Source organism: Bythopirellula polymerisocia (assembly GCF_007860015.1).
Taxonomy (GTDB): domain Bacteria; phylum Planctomycetota; class Planctomycetia; order Pirellulales; family Lacipirellulaceae; genus Bythopirellula; species Bythopirellula polymerisocia.
Genome location: NZ_SJPS01000005.1, coordinates 23750 through 46671, shown reverse-complemented (window position 1 = coordinate 46671; position 22922 = coordinate 23750). Strand labels below are relative to the sequence as shown.

The 22922-nt window shown below is 53.4% G+C and carries 16 protein-coding genes; 15 read left to right on the top strand and 1 reads right to left on the bottom strand.

Annotated elements, in window-relative coordinates:
- Positions 1-239 precede the first annotated feature (239 nt).
- Positions 240-1469 (bottom strand): Lpg1974 family pore-forming outer membrane protein, encoded by a 1230-nt coding sequence (locus Pla144_RS16180; protein ID WP_146451747.1) that lies wholly within the window; start codon positions 1467-1469, stop codon positions 240-242.
- Positions 1470-1957: 488 nt separating this feature from the next.
- Here Pla144_RS16180 and rpsO point away from each other — a divergent pair, with 488 nt between their 5' ends.
- The 15 genes from rpsO to Pla144_RS16105 all read left to right on the top strand — a co-directional run bounded on the left by rpsO (position 1958) and on the right by Pla144_RS16105 (position 22884).
- Positions 1958-2227 (top strand): 30S ribosomal protein S15, encoded by a 270-nt coding sequence (gene rpsO / locus Pla144_RS16175; RefSeq protein WP_146451746.1) that lies wholly within the window; start codon positions 1958-1960, stop codon positions 2225-2227.
- A 287-nt stretch (positions 2228-2514) separates the two neighbouring features.
- The gene (gene pnp / locus Pla144_RS16170; protein ID WP_146451745.1) at positions 2515-4638 is read left to right on the top strand and encodes a polyribonucleotide nucleotidyltransferase; all 2124 of its coding nucleotides are present in this window, start codon (positions 2515-2517) and stop codon (positions 4636-4638) included.
- 194 nt (positions 4639-4832) lie between these two features.
- Entirely contained in the window at positions 4833-7958 is a 3126-nt protein-coding gene (locus Pla144_RS16165) for a PSD1 and planctomycete cytochrome C domain-containing protein (protein WP_197530743.1), read from the top strand.
- Positions 7959-7978: 20 nt separating this feature from the next.
- On the top strand, positions 7979-9442 hold the full coding sequence (locus Pla144_RS16160; RefSeq protein ID WP_146451743.1) for a DUF1501 domain-containing protein: 1464 nt from the start codon (positions 7979-7981) through the stop codon (positions 9440-9442).
- Positions 9443-9575: 133 nt separating this feature from the next.
- Positions 9576-10352: a two-component system sensor histidine kinase NtrB gene (locus Pla144_RS16155; protein WP_146451742.1), complete on the top strand. Its 777-nt coding sequence runs from the start codon at positions 9576-9578 to the stop codon at positions 10350-10352.
- 102 nt (positions 10353-10454) lie between these two features.
- Positions 10455-11849 (top strand): sigma-54-dependent transcriptional regulator, encoded by a 1395-nt coding sequence (locus Pla144_RS16150; RefSeq protein ID WP_146451741.1) that lies wholly within the window; start codon positions 10455-10457, stop codon positions 11847-11849.
- A gap of 121 nt (positions 11850-11970) precedes the next feature.
- Complete coding sequence (mutL, locus tag Pla144_RS16145) at positions 11971-13854, top strand: DNA mismatch repair endonuclease MutL (protein ID WP_146451740.1); 1884 nt, start codon at positions 11971-11973, stop codon at positions 13852-13854.
- 118 nt (positions 13855-13972) lie between these two features.
- Entirely contained in the window at positions 13973-15475 is a 1503-nt protein-coding gene (gene aroE, locus Pla144_RS16140) for a shikimate dehydrogenase (protein ID WP_146451739.1), read from the top strand.
- Between the two features lie 23 nt (positions 15476-15498).
- Complete coding sequence (locus tag Pla144_RS16135) at positions 15499-16116, top strand: shikimate kinase (protein WP_146451738.1); 618 nt, start codon at positions 15499-15501, stop codon at positions 16114-16116.
- Between the two features lie 35 nt (positions 16117-16151).
- Entirely contained in the window at positions 16152-17498 is a 1347-nt protein-coding gene (locus Pla144_RS16130) for a prepilin peptidase (RefSeq protein ID WP_146451737.1), read from the top strand.
- A gap of 18 nt (positions 17499-17516) precedes the next feature.
- Positions 17517-18056 (top strand): hypothetical protein, encoded by a 540-nt coding sequence (locus Pla144_RS16125; RefSeq protein WP_146451736.1) that lies wholly within the window; start codon positions 17517-17519, stop codon positions 18054-18056.
- Between the two features lie 108 nt (positions 18057-18164).
- Entirely contained in the window at positions 18165-18992 is an 828-nt protein-coding gene (locus Pla144_RS16120; protein ID WP_146451735.1) for an OmpA/MotB family protein, read from the top strand.
- A gap of 162 nt (positions 18993-19154) precedes the next feature.
- Positions 19155-19763: an imidazole glycerol phosphate synthase subunit HisH gene (gene hisH / locus Pla144_RS16115; protein WP_146451734.1), complete on the top strand. Its 609-nt coding sequence runs from the start codon at positions 19155-19157 to the stop codon at positions 19761-19763.
- A 190-nt stretch (positions 19764-19953) separates the two neighbouring features.
- Positions 19954-20694 carry a 1-(5-phosphoribosyl)-5-[(5-phosphoribosylamino)methylideneamino]imidazole-4-carboxamide isomerase gene (gene hisA, locus Pla144_RS16110; protein WP_146451733.1) on the top strand — a complete coding sequence of 247 codons (741 nt, stop codon included), beginning with the start codon at positions 19954-19956 and terminating at the stop codon, positions 20692-20694.
- Positions 20695-20793: 99 nt separating this feature from the next.
- On the top strand, positions 20794-22884 hold the full coding sequence (locus Pla144_RS16105; protein ID WP_146451732.1) for an elongation factor G: 2091 nt from the start codon (positions 20794-20796) through the stop codon (positions 22882-22884).
- The last annotated feature ends 38 nt before the right edge of the window (positions 22885-22922 follow it).

The following is a 22922-nucleotide window of genomic DNA, read 5'->3' as shown; positions in this document are numbered from 1 at the left end:
CCCCGGATGTTCGTGACTGAACCCTCCGTGGTCACTTGCGATAGCGCATCTCGAAAAGTCATCGAGCACAACTGGCAGAACCGGTCCCCGGTCCACCTGTAGTGGTTGCAAACCCAATATAGTCTGGGCAAAATAGGAGATTCAAGTGCTTTTTGCCCAAGGCGCAAAAAAAGCCCTGGCGAACTAGCCGCCAGGGCTTTGAAGGTGTTACTGAGTAAGGAGTTAGAGGAATTGATCTCTTACCAACGGAATTCTGCTCGAGTCACCAAGCCACTGAATGAAAGCGGGCCCGAAATATCCTCGTAGTTGTCCGCTTTGACTCCATTAATAAACGAATCGGTCGTTACGGCATTGAACCACTGGTAAACCGTGTACCCTGCCGAAATGCGGAAGCAATCACAATTGCCGCAAGTAAAGGCTAAACCGGCTTCGTAGTCCAAGAGCGTCGTGATGCGATCATCCTGCCAGTCGGCAAGTGCTAAGAGCACCTCAGTTGAGACGTTTTGCATTGAATAGTCTGCATGAAAGCGGCCAGTCATCGGCGAAACATTGATTTTGCCATAAAGCGATAAACCGCTGCAACCACAGCGACGCTCGCCATCCAGGCCAAAGATAAGACCGCCTCCATCAAAATCGATTTCCGTGCGAGTGTCGATCTGGCCAGCCGAACCACCGGAGAAGACTCCGGACTGCAAGAAATCCTGTTCCAAATGTCCGTAACGACCACCGACACTCCAGTTGATAACTTGCGAAGCACCCGAACGCCAAACGCGGCGAATACCGAACTCAGCGAGCTGAAAATCAATATCGTAGGCACTGTTCATAGGGCCGACCGACGCAGTAATGCTCGCCCCGGGATGATGCACGAACGAGCCGACTGCTCCACCGCCACCTGGAATCACAGGTGGCAGCAAGGTATCGTATTCCGAACTTTCGAAGTAAGTATATGACCCGAAGAGGCTAGAGCAATTCGACAAACAAAGTGAGCCGCCGGCACGAAATCCAGGTTCGTAGTCCAAGCTGGCCACGCCGATTTGCCCAAACGGAACCGTTCCTGCACCGCCGATGCCGTTCTGCTGCTGGGCGTGAGTGACGTCTGCATCCGCGGGCTGCAGGTATAAATACTCACCAAAGACCGAATTGCGATGAGCCCACCAAGGAGGGCAACAACAGCAAGGATCGCAGCATGTATCACAACATGTATCGCAGCAACCTGAACCACCCAAGTCACAGCAAACATCGCACGAGGCTGGCTGCGCAAAGCCTCGCTGGGCAATACTTGATGAGTCATCCTGGACGCTGACAAAGTTGGCGGAGTTGCTAGTAATTTGTTCGTCTGAAGAGTCTGCCTCGGCCAGCCAAAAGTTGGCTCCCATGGCCGAATTTGGCTGGGCTCCTACTTTTTCAATGGATGGGCAAGTGAGTAACGTCGCTATTGATAGCGCGGCAACGAGAAAAGAGTAACGCATTTTGGTAATCCCCCCTATTGGCTGATCCTGGGTCGGGCTGAATTCCTGCTATCAGCCACTGAGATGGTGAATCAGATATTGAGGATTATTCGGTCTGTGCCGGGTGTGAGGATTATATCGTTTGTAAGTCGAGGCATATTCGACTCATTTAACCCAATTTAACAAGCTTCTTGCTTCGAAGAGCTGCTCTGTTCCTGGAGCAGACACGAATGAGATGCGCCGTCATAGCAAAGTATTAAGGGGTTTTTGCTCTGTTCCACGGAAAATTGTGCTTGCCAGTGGACGGCAGATCAGTACATTAGAGGGGTCGTATTTTAATTTTGGTAACACTAGTAAAAGTAGGAACAGCCACAAAACAGGTCCCCGGAAGTAGTTCGTCTGGAAAGTCGTAGTATGAGATTTTCCGCAGCATTTGGCTCGCGGCAGAACGATATCCAGCTACCATCGGTGACTAGCTTGGCAACAAACAGTTCAAAAAGCAGGAAAAGATGTCGGTTACGAAAGAACGAAGACAACAGTTGGTCACTGAATACGGACGTGGAGAGTCGGATAGCGGCTCGCCCGAGATTCAGATAGCAATTTTGACCTCCCGAATCGCGGAACTCACCCGGCATCTGCGAGACAACGGCAGCGACCACGCTTGCAAGCGTGGCTTGATCCGTATGGTCAGTCGGCGTCGCCGTCTCTTGGATTTTGTCAAACGCAAGAATCCGCAACAGTATCTTGAACTGTTACGCCGGCTAGATATCCGCAAGTAATGGATATTTGTGTCTAGGGCCATTCGGGAATGTTGCCCGCTTCAGATTGTTGAGATCCTGCTTAGGTCTCTGCAATTGCCGTGATGCTCTGACTTTTCGCTGACAGGTCGAGAGTTTGAGCTTCAAGGGAGCAGGTAACAATCACCATGTCGCCTGACGCACTCGCTTGGTGCCCTGGCTTCTGGGAGCGGTAATTATGCCTGCTCTCGTGATCGGTCGCTCTTCGTTTTGGATACAAGCGACGTCAATAGTGCTGTTTCAGGAAATCAATGTAGGAAGAAAGAAAATTGAATAAAATTCGTGTAGAAAAACAAATTGGTAGTGGAATTTTTAGTATCGAAACGGGCCTATTGGCCAAGCAAGCCGCTGGTGCATGCATCGTACAATATGGCGACACCACGGTGTTGTGTGCCGCCGCAGGTGGGCCCTCGCGGCCTGGAACTGACTTTTTTCCCCTGACGTGTGACTATCGAGAGCGGACCGCCGCAGCTGGTAAGTTCCCCGGTGGCTTCATGAAGCGTGAAGGTCGCCCCACGACCAAGGAAACGCTCACAGCCAGGTTGATGGATCGGCCAATCCGGCCGATGTTCCCTGAAGGATACAACGACGAAGTCCAAGTTCAGGCCTTCGTAATGTCCAGCGACAAGCAATCCGATGGCGATGTCCTGGCGATGAATGGTGCCTGCGCTGCCTTGGCTATCTCGCCCTTGCCGTTTCATGGCCCGCTCGCCTCGGTGCGAGTCGGATATGTTGATGGCGAATTCATTCCGTTTCCCACTCAGGATGACTTGGAATCGAGTTCACTCGACTTGATTGTCTCGGGAAATAAGGATGCCGTGCTAATGATCGAGGGCTTCGCTCGCGAAATGCCTGAGGACACGATGGCCGAAGCGATCATGGCTGCCCACGGTTTCATTCGTGAATTGTGCGAATTGCAAGAAGAGCTGATTGCCAAGGTCGGTACGGAAAAGATCGCCTACGAAGCTCCTGCGTCAGATGGCCTGTTTGATGAGCTTGAGAAAAAGTTTGGTAAGAGATTCAGCGATGCAAACCTTATCGATGGGAAGCACGCTCGCTACGAAGCGGTCGTTGCCTTACGAGAAGAAGCCCTTGCCGCGCTGATCCCCGATCCGGCGGCCGATGGTGCTTACAAGCTTGAATCGTTCTACAAAAACTGGCATGATCTCGAAGCCCGCGTGAGTCGCGAGCAGATCCTGAGCGGAACACGCTCGGATGGTCGCAAGAGCGATGAACTTCGTGACATTTACTGTGAAGTAGATCTCTTGCCTCGCGTGCATGGTTCGGCATTGTTCCAACGTGGTGAGACCCAGGCCTTTGTTACGGTCACCTTAGGCACAGGTCGTGACGAGCAACGCGTCGATGGGTTGTTCGATGAATACACCAAGCGGTTTATGCTCGATTACAATTTCCCATCGTTTTCGGTGGGAGAATGCCGACCGATTCGTGGACCAGGCCGTCGAGAGATTGGCCACGGTGCCTTGGCTGAGCGTAGCGTGAATCCTGTTCTACCGGATCACGACAAGTTCCCTTACACGATCCGCGTGATTTCCGACATTCTCGAATCCAATGGGTCGAGCTCGATGGCGTCAGTCTGTGGAGCGACGTTAGGTTTGATGGCCGCAGGTGTGCCGATCAGCAATCCAGTAGCGGGCATCTCGATTGGCCTTGTGAAAGAAGGCGAGAAGTGGTCGCTCTTGACCGATATCATCGGCAACGAAGATCACTTTGGCGACATGGATTTCAAGATCGCTGGCACTCAAAACGGCATCACCGGCATCCAGCTCGACTTGAAGATCAAGGGCATCAGCGAAGAAATCATCCGCGCGACGCTGAAGCAGTCTCGTGAAGCTCGCATCGAGATCCTACGTAAGATTATCAGCGCAATCCCCCGTCCTCGAACCACGACCTCCGAGACGGCTCCCCGACTCCTGCGAACCAAGATCAATCCGGAGAAGATTGGCCTCTTGATTGGTCCAGGCGGCAAGACAATTCGGGGCATTCAAGAAGAGGTCGGTTGCACCATCGATGTCGATGAAGATGGCACAGTGACTGTCGCCGCCGCTGATCAGGCCGGTGCCGAAGCAGGCTTGGCAAGAGTGGATGCACTCACTGCCAGCGTTCAAGTCGGGAAGATCTACGAGGGACGGGTCACCAGCGTCAAAGACTTCGGTGCCTTTGTCGAAATCCTCCCTGGTCGCGATGGCCTATGCCACATCAGCGAACTCTCGAACGAGTACGTCGGCAACGTGGGGGACGTTTGCTCAGTAGGTGACCGCATGAAAGTGAAGGTCATCCTGGTCGATGAGCAAGACCGAGTGAAACTCAGCCGTCGCGCTGCGATGGAAGAACTGGGGGAGCAAGAGGCTGAGCCCGCTGACGCCGCGACCTGAGCGGTGGATTCGACTCGAAGCGGGCTTCATCTCAGTACTGACGGTTAGAACGTGGGCTTTGTAGCTTGCCTTCTCGATCTCAGCAAAGTACTGGGGAAGCCGTATAACAACTGAAATCCCTTGGCTCATATCGAGCCAGGGGATTCTTTTTTGCTATAATGCGGGAAACTCAACCCGTCGTATGCAGAGCTAATATGCGTGTACTCACATGCTTCCTAATCGTGCTCATCTGCCAACATGGCTTCGCGGCACAAAATGCGCAAGAATATAATCGCGACGTACGTCCGATTCTCTCTGAGAATTGCTTTGTGTGCCACGGCTTCGATGAAGCAGCACGCGAAGCCGATCTTCGCCTCGATGTTGCAGAGTCGGCCCTGGCTGATCGCGGCGGTTATGCCGCGATTGTGCCCGGCGATCTGGAAGCGAGCGAACTATGGCGGCGCATCAATAGCGAAGATGAATTCGAGAAGATGCCGCCACCCGACTCCCATCGGGAACTATCCGCCGAGCAAAAGGAAACACTCCGACAGTGGATTCTACACGGCGCTCCCTATGCCAAGCATTGGTCCTTCATACGTCCTAAAAAGTCTCCAATTCCTCAAGTCGCAAACGGAGAGTGGCCACGCAACGAAATTGACCACTTTGTTGCAGCGAAACTGGACCAAGAGGGCCTCGAGCCCTCACCCATAGCGGATCGCCACATGCTAATCCGGCGGTTGACTCTCGATCTGACCGGGTTGCCGCCCAGTGCCGAGGAGGTTGAAGAGTTTGCGAATGACGACGACCCGAAAGCATACGAGGGGCTGGTCGAACGCTTGCTCGCAAGCCCTCATTTCGGTGAACGGATGGCACTCGAGTGGCTCGATGCAGCGCGTTACGCAGACACAAACGGTTATTCAATTGACGGGGGTCGACACCTCTGGCTGTGGCGCGATTGGGTAATCAATGCTTTCAATGAGAATATGCCATACGACCAATTCATAGTGGAGCAGATTGCCGGAGACTTATTACCCCACCCAACCGACGCGCAGCTCATTGCGACGGGGTTTCAGCGGAACAACATGGTGACCCATGAAGGGGGGACAATTCCCGAAGAAAACCTTGCAAATTACAACGCCGATCGCGTGAAAACTTTAGGGGAAGCAGTGCTAGGACTGACATTGGGTTGTGCGCAATGTCACGACCACAAATATGATCCGATTACGCAGCGCGATTACTACCGGATGTTTGCCTACTTCAATACGCTCAGCGATGTGGGCCTCGACGGTGGCGGCGGCGTGAATCCGCGACCTTTCATTGAGGCAAAGACGGTGCTTGCTACCGGCGAGTTACCCAGCTTGCAAGAGAGAATTGCTGCTATTCATGAGGAGCTAAGACATCTAAAACCGGATGTGCTGGCCAAGTGGGAAGAAAATCAGCAAGCGCTGCTCCGACAGCGAGGACAGGACTTCGCACTTCATTCAATCAAACTTCTCAAAGTCAGTACTCCCAACAGTGGGGCGGGTTTCGATATTGAAGAAGATCGCTTCGTAACAATTTCTCAACCTCCTAATTTTGGTGCATACGACGTCTCGATGCGGCTCCCCGACGGGGGACTGCCAATCACGGGTCTCCGAGTCGTATTTCACCCCGACCCCGCTGCGCCCGAAGAAGGTTGGGGATATGGTACGTTGCCCCAGCAAAAGCCGGGTTTAGATTCGGATGCAATTGGTAAGGGAACGTTTGTGTTGACTGCACTGGCAGCAAGCGTTGGTAGCGTGCCTGGTGATCAGGTAGACCTCCATCGCTTATTTGAAATCCAACGCGTGACGGCGAACTCTTGGCGCGAAGACTACCTCCCAAAGCAGGTGCTCGACGCGCGGCGAATTAACGGATGGTCGCCAGAGATTGAGTCCATGGGTCCTGTCCACATTACTTTGACACTTGCTGAGCCGATCGACGTGGGACAGACGCCGTATCTCACGTCGCATGTCAATTTTGGCCACCCTGGAAAGCTCGTGGGAGGTCGATTCGAGTTTTATGCAATGACAGGGATTGACGAAGACAGCGATTTGCCAGGAGAGGTGCTTGCTGTTTTAAAGACACCCTTCGGAAAACGCAGTCCGCAACAAAGTGAACTCTTGCAGAGATATTGTGCTGATCATGCCGAAGCGACCGAACCACTTCGCATAGAATTAGAAAACCTCGAAGAGAGGGTACGGGTGCTGACCGAAAAGTTCCCAACTATGGTAATGGACGAATCTGTTGAACCACGCGAGACACGCATCTTGATTCGTGGCAACTATGCCTCTCCTGGCGAGAAAGTGACTCCCGGCACACCCGCAGCTTTGCTGCCTCCTCCCGCCAATGCAAATGCCAATCGATTGGGATTGGCTGAGTGGCTCACAATGCCTACGCATCCGCTGACAGCGAGAGTGGCTGTTAATCGCATCTGGCAGATGCTATTTGGTTCGGGGATAGTCAGCACCGCTGCTGACTTCGGCTCGCAAGGTACGTGGCCTACCCATCCCGATTTGCTTGATTGGCTCGCTGTTGACTTTGTCGAAAGTGGATGGGATACGAAGGCGTTGGTTCGCAAAATCGTGACCTCTGCGACTTATCGCCAAACTTCGGCAACAAGTCAGACATCTACCGTACTAGAACTCGACCCGGACAATCAGTTCCTTGCTCGTGGCCCCAGGTTCCGATTACCGGCAGAATTCATTCGGGACGCAACACTCAAGACAAGTGGGCTGCTAGTCCCCCGCATCGGTGGCCCGAGTGTCAATCCCTACACCCCCGGAGATTTGTGGCGCGAGGTAAGTCACTATGGAAGCACGCCGTCGACGGCTCAAACTTTTTTTCAAGACCATGGTGAAAAACTTTATCGCCGATCGCTTTACACATACTGGAAACGCACTGTTCCCCCTCCAAATATGGTTGCCTTCGATGCACCACCTCGTGAGACTTGTAGCGTCCAACGCGCTACCACGACGACACCATTGCAAGCCCTTGTACTCTTAAACGACGTGCAATTCGTCGAAGCCTCGCGGAACTTTGCGGAGCGAATCCTCGCACACAGCGATCATGACAAGGAACGCATTCACTGGGCATTTAAAGAGTGTATTTCCCGAATGCCAGCCACGAAAGAGTTCGACATAGTGACCAACACGCTGGAGCGTGAAAGGAAACGTTATGATGCTGACGAAGCCGCTGCACAATCTTATGTGTCCAATGGAGAGTCTCCACGGAACGAAGAGATTCCACCAGCCGAACTCGCGGCATGGTCGCAAGTCGCCGCCCTGTTGATGAACCTGAGTGAGACCGTTACTTGCAATTAGGGTGAGTAATTGATTTAAACATGAATCCTCTACAAGACAAAGAATGCCACGAAACTCGCCGTACCTTCCTTGGAAAGACAGCCGGCGGAATTGGTCAAATTGCCCTCGGCTCGCTCTTGTCGGCTTCGATGCCGCATGCAGTCCATGCTGCCGCAGACAATCTTGGCAGCGGAAAATTACCGCATTTCGCTCCCAAGGCAAAGCGGATTGTGTGTCTCTTCCAGGCTGGAGGAATGTCGCACGTCGACTTGTTTGATAACAAGCCGTCGCTCGCCAAATTCAATGGACACGAGATCCCGCCTTCGGTTAAAGGGGACCAGCGGCTCACCGGAATGACATCGGGTCAGTCGGCTTATCCGGTCGTCGCTCCGCTTTGGCAGGGACGACTTTGTGGCCAACAAGGCACTTGGATCAGTGACCAGCTTCCGTACACACAGTCAATCGCGGATCAAATTTGCCTCGTGAAGACGGTCTACACCGAGGCGATCAATCATGACCCAGCCATCACCTTCATGAACACCGGCAACCAACAGCCAGGCTACGCGAGTATGGGAGCGTGGTTAAGCTACGGTCTTGGAAGTGAAAACAAAAACCTGCCGACTTTTATAGCTATGGTATCGCAAGGGTCAGGAAAAAACCCTGGTCAGCCCATATTCTCGCGACTCTGGGGCAGTGGTTTTCTTCCTTCTTCACATCAAGGTGTGGGACTGCGAGCGGGTTCCAATCCGGTCCTGTACCTCAACGATCCCCCCGGCATAAATCGGTCGCAACGACGCGAGTTACTCGACGATTTGGCAAAGCTGAACCACTTGAGGGCCAAAGAACTCGGCGACACTGAAACACTGACTAGAATCAACGCCTATGAAATGGCATTCCGCATGCAATCATCCGTGCCGGAACTCACTGATATCAGCCAAGAATCGCCTGCTACCTTAGCAGACTACGGGCCCGAGGTTCACAAGGCGGGTAGTTATGCAGCGAATTGCCTGCTGGCAAGACGCCTTCTGGAGCGCAACGTTCGATTTGTGCAACTTTATCACCGCGGTTGGGACCAACACATTGCCATTAGTCGGCAACTACCGAATCAATGCCGGGACATCGACCAACCAACGGCCGCTCTCGTTCGAGATCTTAAGCAACGCGGTCTATTGGAAGATACCTTAGTGGTATTTGCCACCGAATTTGGCCGCACGGTCTTTAGCCAGGGAACACTTGGAGATCCTAGAATGGGTCGCGACCACCACGGACGCTGCTTCACAGTGTGGCTCGCAGGTGCCGGAATCAAAAGCGGCATGGAATACGGAAAGACAGACGATTTCTGCTACAACATTGCTGAGAACCCAGTCCATCTGCGCGATCTGCATGCCACCATTCTGCACTGTCTAGGGATAGATCATGCCCGTTTTACTTATCCATTTAGAGGACTAGACGCGAAATTGACCGGCGTTGAAGAAGCCAACGTAGTACGTGGAATTCTGGCTTGACAACTGAATCGCTAAAACGCCCAATACTCAGCAATCACCTAGGATTGGGTGTTTTATTTTCTTGAGGTGTTCCTGACTCCGGTACCATTACTCTATCATAGTAAACTCGATTCGTGTTGTCCCTGGTGCAGTGATGGCGATTGATCCCTCTCCTATTGGTAATGAACAAACTTCCCAAGCCATTCAGCGGCTGATGGATCAGTATACGGAGATTGCGCGGCTTGCTGGAGGGCTGGCACACGAGATCAAGAATCCACTTTCGACGATTCGACTCAATATGGAGCTACTGGCCGAAGACCTAGAAGAGGGCCAAACTCCCGCTCAGCGCCGAGGCCTGAAGCGCATCGGGGTCATGCAAAGGGAGTGCCAGCGACTGCAGGACCTCCTCGATGATTTTCTGAGTTATGCCAAAGTTCGACACATGAATCTGGTGCCGACCGATTTGAATATTGAGATCAACGAGGCACTTGATTTTTTTCAGCCAGAAGCCAGCGAAGCGGGTGTCGAAATCGTTCGTTATCTTGATCCGGAATTGCCCTCCGTAATGCTAGATCGCGAAGCCTTTCGTGGCGCATTGTTTAATCTAATTCTCAATGCCAAACAGGCGATGCCTACTGGTGGACAGTTGGTTGTCCGCACGGCTGCCACAAACGGCAGCGTTGCCCTATATTTGATTGACACCGGCTGTGGGATGGATGAACGGACGGCCGCACAAATGTTTGAAGCCTTTTTCTCCACGAAACCTGGAGGTTCAGGTCTGGGTCTTCCAACCACTGCCAAAATCATTGACGGACACCGAGGTCGCATCTCTGTACAAAGTGAAGTTGGTCGAGGGACTCAATTCACGATTGAGCTTCCTATCCCGGCAAGACTTCACCAGCAAGTGCAGATGGAGGAAGTCGATAAATAGTCATCATTCGCCGACGAGTCTCCGGAGACTCGGAGGTATGCCTAGTTGCCAGGCGATTGCTGGGCATGTTTAAGATAAACCGTTTGTCACTTTAAGAAGAATATGTCTGATAACAGGACTACCGCCACCACTGGCCCGCCGATTCGTGCTTTGATCATCGATAATGATGCTGCGCACGCAGAGACGATGGCCGACAGTTTGTCGCGAGTTGGATACGAATGTACTGTTGCCACGACAGGCACTGAAGGTGCGGACCTCTTAGAGAAGGGGGCCTATGAGATTGTGGTGAGCGACTTGAAGATGCCAGACATTGGTGGACTAGAGATACTCACCAAGAGTCGCGAGGAACTGCCTGATGCAGAGGTGATTCTAGTCACCGGCCACGGCACGATTCAATCTGCCGTCGAAGCGATGCAGCAGGGGGCGTTTAACTATCTTTTGAAGCCCTTAGATCTGAAGCAACTTCGCGCTGTAGTAGACAATGCTGCTCGCAACCAGCACCTGCGCCGAGCGAATGCCGAGTTGAGTCGCAGGCTGGACGAAAAATTCGGCTTTGAGGGGCTGATTGGCAATAGCCCTCAGATGCAGGAGGTGTTAGATCGGCTGCGTCGCATCGCCCCAACCGATGCGACCGTGCTCATCCAGGGAGATACTGGTACAGGAAAAGAGCTCGTTGCTCAGGCGATCCATCAAAACAGCCCTCGCAAGAATCGCCCTTTTGTGGGACTAAACTGTGCTGCACTTAGCGAGCATATTCTCGAAAGTGAATTATTCGGTCATGTCAAAGGAGCGTTTACCGACGCGAGTGCCGACCGCATCGGCAAGTTCGAATACGCTAACGGTGGAACGCTCTTTCTAGACGAAGTGGGTGACATGCCCCTTCCCACACAGATCAAGCTCTTAAGGGTCTTGGAAAGCAGCGAAATCACTCGCGTGGGGTCCAACGATCCAATTAAGGTCAACGTGCGCATTCTATCCGCGACCAATCGGGACTTGGAAGAGGCCATAGCGGCAGGTACTTTTCGCGAAGATCTCTACCATCGGCTCAAAGTGGTGACCATCACTCTACCGAACTTGGCCGAACGGGCTCAGGATATCCCACTGTTAATAGAACATTTTCTCAAGATGCACAGTCAGCGGCATCACAAAGAAATCAAGAGCATTACCACCGCCGCTCGGCGCAGGCTGATGAGTTACGATTGGCCAGGAAATGTGCGGCAATTGAAGAACATTCTCGAGAGTATGGTTGTTGTCGATTACGACCACGTGCTTGATCTGGATGATCTTCCTGATGAGCTAGCAGCGGGGGGGCCCCTGAATACCGAGATTGGCACCAAGGGACTGGCTGGGTTGGTCGGCAAGCCCCTCTCCGATGTCGAAGCACTCTTTATTGCAGAGACACTAGAATTCACAGGCGGCAATCGTGAAGAGGCAGCGAAATTGCTGGGCATCGGCGAACGGACCTTGTATCGCAAAATCAAAGAATACCAGTTGTGAGGAGGGGCATAGATTGTGTGATGAGTGTTGAGTGATGAGCGAACAAAGCCGGAGGCTTACAACACCGGAAGCGATTTAGTATTCATTCCACTTTCTGCAATCCGAATTCCGAATTCAAACTATGCCTACCATTCGCCAGCTCTCTTCGCATGTCGTCAATAAGATCGCCGCTGGTGAAGTGATCGAACGACCTGCGAGTGTCGTGAAAGAACTGGTAGAAAACTCTGTCGATTCAGGTGCAACTCGAATTGATGTAGCGATCGAGCAGGGGGGCGTTGCAATGATCCGCGTGACTGACAATGGATGCGGCATTGCAGCTGATCAATTGCAACTGGCAATAGCAAGTCACGCTACGAGCAAGATCGCCGATGCAGATGACTTATTTCGTGTCGGTACCCTCGGATTTCGTGGCGAAGCACTGGCCTCGATCGCGGAGGTAAGTCGTCTGGTACTTCGTAGTAGGCCGGCCGATTGTGAGGCGGGTGCGGAATTGGAAGTCGTCGGAGGACGTGCCGAGCCTATACGCCCAGTTGGCTGCCCAGCGGGAACGACCATCGAGGTCCGCCAGTTGTTTTTTAACACTCCGGTGCGGCATAAATTCCTGCGGACAACGCAGACCGAGATGGGACATATTACCGAGTCTATCACTCGATTGGCTCTGGCAGCGCCCCGGGTGCATTTCACTCTCAATCACGGTGGTCGGCTAGTTCACGATCTGCCTCCTGTTACCAATCTGCGCGAACGAATCGCTGCCCTTTTCGGGGCGGAATTGGCCGATGGGCTTATCGAGATTGAAAGCTCTGAAGAACAAAGCCCTGAGCAAATTCACCTCTCAGGATTTGTTGCCAATCCGAGCCATAGCCGCGGCAATAACCGATTGCAGTATTTGATGCTCAATGGCCGCACGATTCGTGATCGTTCTCTGCAACATGCCCTGGGGGAAGCGTATCGGGGCCTGTTGCTCACAGGGCGGTATCCGATCTGTTTCTTGAACCTGAAAATCCCACCATCATTGGTAGATGTAAACGTGCATCCCACTAAGCTGGAAGTGCGGTTTCAGGACGGGAGCCGCATCTATAGTCAACTATTGGGAACATTGCGTTCGAAGTTCCTCTCAACCGATTTGGTTGCCCGAGGAGCATTTCCTGACCGAGCAAGCGCTGAGGCTGAGAATTCAGGTGCAGGTGACTCTGCAGCGGCAAGCGAATTGTATGCCTGGGCTAAGAATCAACTTGGCCGATCTCCCACATTGCAGTCGGAGTTGACTGGGTTCTCGTCAAACGAAATACCAGGCGGGGCCAGTGAAGCATTACGACTACACGAGGTCGGCCCTGATGTCGTTGGTAACCATCCCCAGAGAGTTGAAAGCAGGCCCGGCGAGTCTGAAAGTGTACGGATCGATGGTCCGACGACGAGTGTGTCCCCTCCGCACGGTTCCCCAAGGGCACTACAGATTCACGATCGTTATCTGGTCGTCGAGAATGAAGACGGCTTGGAGGTAATCGACCAACACGCTCTTCACGAACGCATACTCTACGAGCAACTCCGCGATAAGGTCTCACAAGGAGAACTCGAGAGCCAACGCCTGCTGGTTCCCGAACCTGTTGATCTGGCCGCCAGCGAAGCGGCGGTGCTCTTGGAACAGCGAGAAGTGCTGTCTCAGTTGGGACTGGAGTTGGAACCTTTTGGCGGGGAAACTGTTCTCGTGGCTGCCTATCCTGCAATGCTGGCTAACTTCAGTCCGCGGGAGGTTCTCGGTAGCTTGGTCGAACAGCTACAAGCCCAAGGCAAACGCCCCGAATCGAGGGATCTGCTTGACGATCTGATGCATACGATTGCCTGTAAGGCGGCAATCAAATTCGGTGATCGTCTGTCTCCCGACGAGGTCGAGGCCCTGCTTTCCCAGCGACATTTGGCCCGAGACCATCACCATTGTCCACACGGGCGCCCGACGGCCCTGGTTTTCACCCGTGAACAATTGGACCGGCAATTCAAGCGGATTTGATAATTCTCAGGAGTTCTAGCACAATAGACATGGCAAGTTTTCCCAGTGGCTCGTTTGAGCAGTAAGTTACCAGCGTCAACATTCCTTACTATTTATGTCTTTAGGAGTTTCTCCCTCAATGATCTGCGTTGCTATTGGGCGAAGTCGTCACAAACATATTTTGGCTGAGCATCGCCATCTTTGCGAGCAAGGTGCCAAGCTAGTCGAGTTGCGCTTGGACTATGTTACCAGTAAGATCAATATACGTCGCTTGCTCGCTGAACAAAAAGATCTTGATTGCAAGATCATCATTACTTGCCGCCGCTTGGAAGATGGAGGTAAGTGGACCGGCAGCGAAGAAGCTCGACAACTTGTCCTGCGCGAGGCCATTGCTGAGGGAGTGGATTACGTCGATATCGAGGAAGATGTCGCCGGCCAGATTCCTCGATTTGGCAAGTCCAAGCGAATCATCAGTTACCACAATTTCCGAAAGACTCCCGAGAACCTTCGGGATCTTCATCGGGATATGTCAAAGCTCGATCCAGATATTATTAAAATCACCACGATGGCCAACGATCCGCACGATAATCTGCGAATGTTGGAGATGATGCAGGAAAGTGAGATTCCCACTGTTGGCATTTGCATGGGAGACGTGGGTACGCCCTCGAGAATTCTTGCAGCGAAATTTGGAGCTCCTTTTACGTATGCTACATTCCACCACGAACGGACCTTGGCCCCGGGACAGCTCAGCTTCCAGCAGATGACGGATATCTATCGGTACGAAAAGATCGGGCCGGATACAGAAGTCTACGGTGTGATTGCTGATCCGATCGGACATTCTCTGAGCCCCCATGTACACAATGCAGCGTTTGAAGCTCGTGGGATCGATGCGGTATATTGTCCCTTCCGTGTTCCCTCAGACGGCTTGGAGCAGTTTATGATCGATGCTCCGCGACTTGGAATTAAGGGATTAAGTGTTACGATTCCCCACAAAGAAGCCATTGCTAAGCACCTCACCAAGGTCGATCCGGCAGTCAAGAGTATCGCAGCAGTAAATACAGTCGTATTCGACGGCAGCGAAGTCATTGGCTACAACACAGATTACAATTCAGCCATGGATTGCCTCGAACATTCCATGGGAGGTATTGGAACAAAGCCCAGTCCCTTACGAAACCAGCGAGCTTTGGTCTTGGGAGCAGGTGGGGTTGCGCGACCCATTGTTTATGGCCTAAAGAGTCGTGGAGCCTTTGTAACGATCGCTTCACGGACGAAGCAACGAGCCGATCGATTGGCCGATGCCTTCGACTGCAAGGCCATCGATTGGGAATCTCGTCAGCGCGCCCAGTGTGACATTCTCATTAACTGCACGCCCATCGGCATGCATCCCAACGTCGACGAATCACCGGTAAGCAAGACCTTTCTCAAACCGTCAATCCTGGTATTCGACACCGTTTACAATCCCGAATCGACGCTGCTGGTTAAAGATGCCCGAGCGCGTAATTGCGAAGCCATCACGGGGGTAGAGATGTTCGTGCGGCAAGCGCGGTTACAGTTCTACCTTTTCACCAAACAGGAAGCGCCTCCCGGCTTGATGCGTGATGTGTTGAAGAAGGCGATTGGGCCCATCGGCATTGGCCGGTAGAAACCAGCGATCAGGTAACTCCTGTGACTGTAACTCGCCGTTCCCTGCGGGTCGGTACAATGCAGAATTGTCTCGCTCGGAATGCGGCCGCCCATTATGCTTTAAATATGCCACCTATCGATACACGACCGATTGCTCTTATTGGACTCCGTGGAACGGGAAAGACAACCGTCGCGCAACTCCTTGCCCTGCGAGTTGGTTGGGATTGGGTGGATGCCGACGTCGAAGTGGAACTGCGGGCCGGGAAATCGATTGCGGCGATTTTTGCGGACGATGGCGAAACGGAGTTTCGTGACCAGGAGACGGAGGTGGTGGCCGAGCTTTGCGAGCGGGCGGAGACCGTGCTGGCCCTAGGTGGGGGGGCCGTTTTACGAGAAGCGAATCGCCGCTGCCTCGCAAACTGTCAAGCGGTTGTGTGGTTGCAGGCTTCGCCCGAGACCCTCGCCAGACGTCTGGAAGCTGACGCCACGACCCCTGGACGGCGTCCTAACCTGACTAATCACGGCGGTCGTACCGAAATTGATGCCCTCCTGGCCGAACGAGAGGTGATTTACCGGGGGTGTGCTACCCTTGAGGTCGATACCGAAGAGAAGCAGCCAGCCGAAATTGCCGAGGAAATCTTTGCGGCACTAGGGGGCTGACTTACTCTTGGATTCCCTCACCCCGGCCCACTTGCATGTTTTCGCTGGCTGCCATCCCGTTTTCCCTTGAGCAACTCGGCGTGTTTCTCGCCGGTATTGCGTTAGGTGCGTTGGCGAACTGGGCCATCTACAGACTCGCGTGGAATCCGCGCGACATTTCCCCATGGGGACCGGTACCTTCAGGTGCATCACCCAGGCAATTGCTGGATCGAGTTCCGATCATCGGTTGGTGGAGTCTGCGTCGCGAGAGCTCTGAACATGGGGGTGGATTTTGGATCAGGCCGCTACTGATCGAGCTGGCTATGGGCATCGGCCTAGTACTTTTATGGTGGTGGGAGGTTGAACAGCGCGGATTGGTGCTCGGACAACTGCAACATATTCTGCAGGAATTACAGTTCGGACATATCACGGTCCCTAAACTAGCGATTCCTTTCACAGCACTATGGCCTACCTTCTGGGGTCACGGACTGCTGATCACCTTGATGGTCGCGGCTAGTTTTATTGACATCGACGAAAAAATTATTCCCGACGAAATCACTGTACCGGGAACGTTGCTGGGGCTCATTCTAGCAACCTGTCTGCCAATGAGCTTGCTGCCGCTGGGAACTTTTCCTCAAGTTCCCCCAGCCATAGGCGTGGCCGCTCCGCTACCTCAGATCGCGCCGAATCTCACTGCGTATGTAGAACCCACGACGTTGACATCACCTAATGCATGGCCAGCAGAACTGTTACCGGCACCGAACTGGAAGTCGCTGGCGGTGGGTCAATTCTGTTGGTGGCTCTGGTGCTTTGCCCTGGCGCCGAGGATTTGGCGAGGACGCCGAGGAGCCTGGCAGGCAACGACCGTGATATGCCGTCGAGTGGTGCGTGAGGTTTGTCGTCCGCCACTTGGGGTGATCGCCTGGTCGGGTGCGGTGGCAATCACTGCCGTATGGTTGTGGGGCACATCCGTCTGGATGGGATTGCTCACGGCTCTAGTCGGTCTGGCAATGAGCGGAGCTCTAGTCTGGATCGTACGGATCGTCGGCAGTGCGGCCATGGGCCGAGAGGCAATGGGTTTTGGCGATGTCACGTTGATGATGATGGTCGGCACGTTTCTGGGCTGGCAAGCCTGCGTGATTGTGTTTTTTGTGGCGCCGTTTGCAGGATTGGTAGGAGGCCTGGTGCAGCTTATCACCAAACGTGACGATGTGATTCCCTATGGCCCGTTTCTCTGCCTGGGGGCATTATTCGTAATGGTTTGCTGGGCTGGGGTGTGGAATCGGGTCGCGTTTGCGTTTCAGCTTGGATGGTTGGTGCCGGCGGTGCTACTATTTTGTTTTGTGCTGTTGGGCGTGCTGTTGTTCATATGGCAGCAGATTAAACGGTTGCTGTTTGGATAATCACTGAGGACACGCACCATGAGATTTACTCATACACTTACTTGTCATTCTTACGACCAGTGGCAGGCTGGGCTGCCAATGATTCGCACAGGGCGGTATGGGGTAATCGAAACGGCGGCGGGAAAACTCGTGGCGGTCCATTTGCGATGCTGGCCAAAAGTACTTTCATTACCGGAGTTGTGGCCAGTGGGCAATGACTACCATGCTGGTGGGACAAGTGACCGCTGCTGGTTGTACTATAACCAACCGCGAAGTTGCCCCAGTTTTCTTGCACTCAAGTATGTCGTCTCCAGCCGGGGGACCCGAGTATCGACCGCATTGGCCGCCGCAATGGTACTCGATGCCATCGCCGAAGCGAAGCAAGCCGATGCTATCGTGTGCGATGCAGCCAACAGCCGGCTCTCGGATCGGTTCCTTGCCCGCCAGGGTTGGGAGCCCCACAAACCGCAACGATGGCACCGCAATTTCATCAAGCGATTTTATGGGGAATATCCCCAGATTGAACTGCCGGTGAAATTCGCTTTCGACAGTCTTGCTAGCATCTGTGTGGCGAGCTGATCTTGTTGCGCAGGACGGTGCTTGCTACCGTTCCGGCCACTCGTCGCGGTTGAATCCGTGGGGGGTGCGTTCGCGCTATTGGGTTTTCCTCAGCATTAATTGCGATCCATGTCTATTCGCTGCCTCATGTCGCTCTGTTGCACTGTGTTGCTTCTGGCAACCGGATGTGGGCGACTTGCGTACAAACCCAATCAGCAGGCAGCCGCTGCGGCTGAGCAACAAATGCAATTGGTGGCGCAGCAGAGTCAGGAATACCAAAGCCGAGCCCAATCGCTTGACCGCGACAATCAAGAGTTGGAGACCATACTCGCACAATCACGGCAAAAAGTACAACTCTTAACCGACGAGATCAACACGACCCGCGATCAACTCCGCACGACGACCGATCAATTGCTCGCCATGCGTGAGGATAATTCACAGCTCCGCACTAAGACCTCGGCGCTGATGGCCTCGGTCAATCAACGCGAGCAAGGGGAGATTCGAGCGAACAACAGCATGATGAAAAATCTGGCGTCGGGCGACTTGCCTGGTGTGCAGGTGCGCCAAGACGGAGACTTGTTGCGGGTGGAGATACCCGCCGATCAGCTCTTCATGCCAGGGAGCCCGTATTTGAAAGAAGGCGCCCAGCAACTCCTGACCAGCGTTGCAAACGATCTGCGGCAGAACTTTCCGGAACACATCATCGGCATCGAAGGCCATACTGATGACACGGCCACCCATTCGCAACAGTACCCCTCGAACCACCACCTCTCCGCCGCCCAAGCTCTCTCGGTCTACAATGCCCTCATCGAACGGGGAAGCCTGCCGGCCGTGCAACTCTTTGTTATCGGACACGGCGGTAATCATGCCGTGGTATCCAATGCCACCGATGCGGGCAAGGCACGCAACCGGCGTATAGAATTCGTGGTCTATCCCGAGCGAATCGCCAGCCGGTAGGGATGATTTGAGGGCCTGAATCCTTTCTTCTGATTTACAGCCGGTATGCACTGGCCTAGTTTCTTGTCTAGAATGTGGACTGTCGCCGAACACTTTCCGCCTCGTGCGTGTCCTCTGAAGCGAACCCATCCTTCATTTGTCTCTGGCCGGAGAAACCAGATTATGATCGCGATTATCGACTATCAGATGGGCAACCTCCGCAGTGTGCAAAAGGGGTTTGAGCGTGTCGGACATGCGGCGGCGATTACGAGTGATCCGGAGATATTATCCAAGGCATCTCATATTGTTCTCCCTGGTGTCGGAGCGTTTGCCGATGCGATTGCAGAACTCAAGCGACGTGATTTAGTCGGGCCAATTGGCGATGCAGTCTCGAGTGGGAAGCCTTTTCTCGGTATTTGTCTCGGCTTACAACTCTTGTTCGAGCGCAGTTTTGAAGATGGGGAACATGAAGGTCTAGGAATTCTAAGCGGCGAAGTCCGTAAATTCGATATTCCTCGCGAGTACAAGGTCCCACATATGGGCTGGAACCAGGTCCATTTTCGAAAGAAAGCACCGATCTTCGCTGGCATAAATGACGAAGCGTATTTCTATTTTGTGCATTCCTATTTTGTCGTTCCCAAAGACCCCGGTGTCTTGGATGGAGAAGCGTCGTATCCCAATCCTTTTTGCGCGACGATCTGGCGGGAGAATCTCTTTGCTACACAGTTCCATCCCGAGAAGAGCCAAAGCGAAGGCTTGCGAGTTCTTCGCAATTTCGCCGAGTTGGCATAACCAGTAGTTGTACGGGATCCAGTATGTGGAACAGCCAGGGTGGCTCCAATTGCGGTCTGAAAGCCTGTATCGGGAACGACTCGCCTTACCGTTTCTTCTGAGCTTTCACTGCCTTGAAATCGCCTCCACTGTGTGCGATATTCAGGGTCTATTGGCAATCCCAATCACTTCCACTTGCGGTGGCTCCAGAATGCAAATTTGGCCTGCGATCGATCTGCTGGGTGGCAATTGCGTGCGTCTGCAGCAGGGCGATTATGGTCGCGAGACGGTCTTCTCCGACGACCCGGTGGAAATGGCACTTAAGTTCCAAGCCGCCGGTGCCAAGTATCTCCATTTGGTCGATTTGGATGGTGCCCGTGATGGTAAACCCACCAATCACGACATTGTCCGTGAGATTGTTGCGGCAGTGGACATGCAGTGTGAACTGGGAGGAGGGATTCGTAGCCAAGAAACAATCGAAAACTTATTTACAACCGGCCTTGAAAGACTGGTCCTCGGAACTGCTGCCCTGAAAAATCCCGAATGGTTGCGAAACATGGCAGACGCCTACCCGGGGCAGTTAGTTCTGGGAATTGATGCGCGGGACGGATTTGTCGCCACGCATGGCTGGCTCGATGTCAGCGACGTGCGGGCGAGCGACTTTGCTACTCAGTTTGACGATGTTCCCCTGGCAGCGATTGTCTATACGGATATCGCTACCGATGGCATGCTCAATGGTCCCAACGTGCCTGAAATGGCGAAGATGCAGAAACAGGTGAGTGTGCCAGTGGTCGCATCGGGTGGCGTGACAACTCTGGATGATATTCGCGCATTGGCGGAGGCTGGGTTGGCCGGAGCAATTGTAGGGCGGGCCCTGTATCAGGGCACGCTCGATTTATCCGAAGCGATTAAAGTAGCGGAGGCGGTAGATGTATCGAGTGTAAGTGAGTAGGAAAAGTCAATTCCCTACTTACACATCATATTTTAGAAGGCAGTGATAACACTTAAAGCGGTTAAAGTGCCGCTCTCATTCTCTTCATCAGGAGCAACCATGGTCAGAAATGTTGCAGATATTCGGAACCTTGCCATTTGCGGACATGGCAACGCGGGAAAGACTTCGCTGGTCGATCAACTCTTGGTACTCAGCGGTGCCGTCACTACCAAGCCGAGCGTCGATGCTGGTACGAGCATTTGCGACTTCGACGAGGAAGAGAAGCATCACAAGCATTCCGTCGAGGCAAGCGTCGTACATTTCGATCATGCCGGCAAGCGGATCAATCTGATCGATACCCCCGGTTACCCCGAGCTAGTGGGGCAAATAATCGGCTCTCTGCGGGCCGTTGAAACCACTCTGATTGCGATCGATGCGCACGCGGGAATCAAAGTCAACACGCGCCGGGCCTGGAATGAAGCTGGCAAGGCCGGCTGCGGACGGATCATCGTACTTACCAAGCTAGATACCGAGAACATCGACTTTCCTGGACTCATCGACACAATCAAGGAAGTGTTTGGTTCGGAATGTGCACTACTAAACGTGCCGCTGGGATTAGGAGACTCGCTGCATGGTGTGGCCAGCACACTCGAAGTTCCCGGTGATGTGAGTGATGCAGCCATCGATCCGCAATCGATCCATGAGGCGCTTGTCGAGTCGATCATCGAAGTTGATGAAGCTGTAATGGAACGTTACTTCGAAGGAGAGATGCCTAAGTCTGCTGAACTGCTGAAGCTAATGGTGCAGGCGATTGCCGCCGGAACGCTTACCCCCATCGTGTGTGTTTCGACTAAGAAAGAGGTGGGACTGAAAGAGCTGATGGACTTATTGGCGAATGGAGCGCTACCACCCGATGCAATTCCACGACAGGGTACCAAAGACGGTGACACCGTTACCCTCAAGCCCGATCCCACAGCTTCGCTAGCTGCCCAGGTATTTAAGACCCGTATTGATCCCTTTGTGCATCGGCTGAGTTTCTTGCGTATTTTCTCCGGTACGCTGCATAAGGATGCCATGATCGATGTCGCAGGTGCGCGCAGAGGGTTTAAAATCGGCCCGCTCTTGAGTGTCCAAGGTGAACACACGGAACCGATCGACGAAGCCGGCCCTGGCGAAATAGTTGCAATAGCGAAGTGCGAGGAGTTGCACACCGGTTCTTCGATCGGGGAAGTAAAGCTGCCGCCCCTTAAGTTCCCGACACCGATGGTGGGCTTGGCCGTGGTTCCTAAGACACGCGGAGACGAAGCCAAGCTCTCCGGGGCGCTTCACAAAATTACGGAAGAAGACCCAACGATTCATATCGAGCACGATGCCGAGACCAAAGAGATGGTGCTGACCGGCATGAGCGATCTGCATCTGATGTTGATCCGCGAGCGTCTCAAGCGGCGCGATCATGTCGAAGTCGAAGCCAAAGAACCGAAGATTCCCTACCGCGAAACGATTCAAACCAACGCTGAAGGGAGTTACCGTCACAAGAAACAGTCCGGCGGGGCAGGGCAGTTTGCCGAAGTGCATGTTCGCATGTATCCCTTCCCTGAAGGAACGGTACTTGAGGAATTTGCCACCAAGGATCGTTTTCCACATCTTAAGTCGCACCACTATCAGGAATCGAGCCAATTCCTCTGGGTCGATTCGGTCGTGGGAGGAACCATCCCTGGGAATTTTATGCCCGCTATTGAAAAGGGTTTCCACGAGCGGATCAAGCAAGGGGTCATTGCCGGGTATCCGATCCAGAATGTCTGCATCGAAGTTCACTATGGCAAAGATCACCCGGTCGACAGCAACGAAACGGCTTTCAAGATCGCTGCCAGCCGAGTATTGGCTGAAGTGTTTAAACAAGCTAAGCCCGGATTATTGGAGCCGGTCGTCAACATGCATATCACGGTTCCCGCCGACAATGTGGGGGACATATCAAGCGATCTCTCAGGTCGCCGGGGACAAATGGTCGGCATGGACGCAGTCGGCGGCGGTATGACCACCATTGAAGCCAAGGTGCCGTTAGGGGAGGTCTCAACCTATGCCCGCACTCTTTCCTCTATGACCGGAGGGCAGGGGAGCTACACGATGGAGTTCTCTCATTACGATGTCGTGCCCGGTAACGTGCAGCAAGAGATCATCTCGAAAGCGAAGCTAAAGGAGGATGAGGACTGAGAATGAATTCTACGCACAGGATTCAGAGGCGCAGAGAC

What these genes read in the sequence shown, in the direction of transcription:
- mutL (WP_146451740.1), top strand. Translation starts at nt 11,971, where the DNA reads ATGCCTACCATTCGCCAGCTCTCTTCGCATGTCGTCAATAAGATCGCC.
- Pla144_RS16120 (WP_146451735.1), top strand. Translation starts at nt 18,165, where the DNA reads ATGTCTATTCGCTGCCTCATGTCGCTCTGTTGCACTGTGTTGCTTCTG.
- Pla144_RS16150 (WP_146451741.1), top strand. Translation starts at nt 10,455, where the DNA reads ATGTCTGATAACAGGACTACCGCCACCACTGGCCCGCCGATTCGTGCT.
- hisA (WP_146451733.1), top strand. Translation starts at nt 19,954, where the DNA reads ATGCAAATTTGGCCTGCGATCGATCTGCTGGGTGGCAATTGCGTGCGT.
- Pla144_RS16130 (WP_146451737.1), top strand. Translation starts at nt 16,152, where the DNA reads ATGTTTTCGCTGGCTGCCATCCCGTTTTCCCTTGAGCAACTCGGCGTG.
- Pla144_RS16165 (WP_197530743.1), top strand. Translation starts at nt 4,833, where the DNA reads ATGCGTGTACTCACATGCTTCCTAATCGTGCTCATCTGCCAACATGGC.
- rpsO (WP_146451746.1), top strand. Translation starts at nt 1,958, where the DNA reads ATGTCGGTTACGAAAGAACGAAGACAACAGTTGGTCACTGAATACGGA.
- Pla144_RS16160 (WP_146451743.1), top strand. Translation starts at nt 7,979, where the DNA reads ATGAATCCTCTACAAGACAAAGAATGCCACGAAACTCGCCGTACCTTC.
- hisH (WP_146451734.1), top strand. Translation starts at nt 19,155, where the DNA reads ATGATCGCGATTATCGACTATCAGATGGGCAACCTCCGCAGTGTGCAA.
- aroE (WP_146451739.1), top strand. Translation starts at nt 13,973, where the DNA reads ATGATCTGCGTTGCTATTGGGCGAAGTCGTCACAAACATATTTTGGCT.
- Pla144_RS16155 (WP_146451742.1), top strand. Translation starts at nt 9,576, where the DNA reads ATGGCGATTGATCCCTCTCCTATTGGTAATGAACAAACTTCCCAAGCC.
- Pla144_RS16125 (WP_146451736.1), top strand. Translation starts at nt 17,517, where the DNA reads ATGAGATTTACTCATACACTTACTTGTCATTCTTACGACCAGTGGCAG.
- Pla144_RS16180 (WP_146451747.1), bottom strand. Translation starts at nt 1,469, where the DNA reads ATGCGTTACTCTTTTCTCGTTGCCGCGCTATCAATAGCGACGTTACTC.
- Pla144_RS16105 (WP_146451732.1), top strand. Translation starts at nt 20,794, where the DNA reads ATGGTCAGAAATGTTGCAGATATTCGGAACCTTGCCATTTGCGGACAT.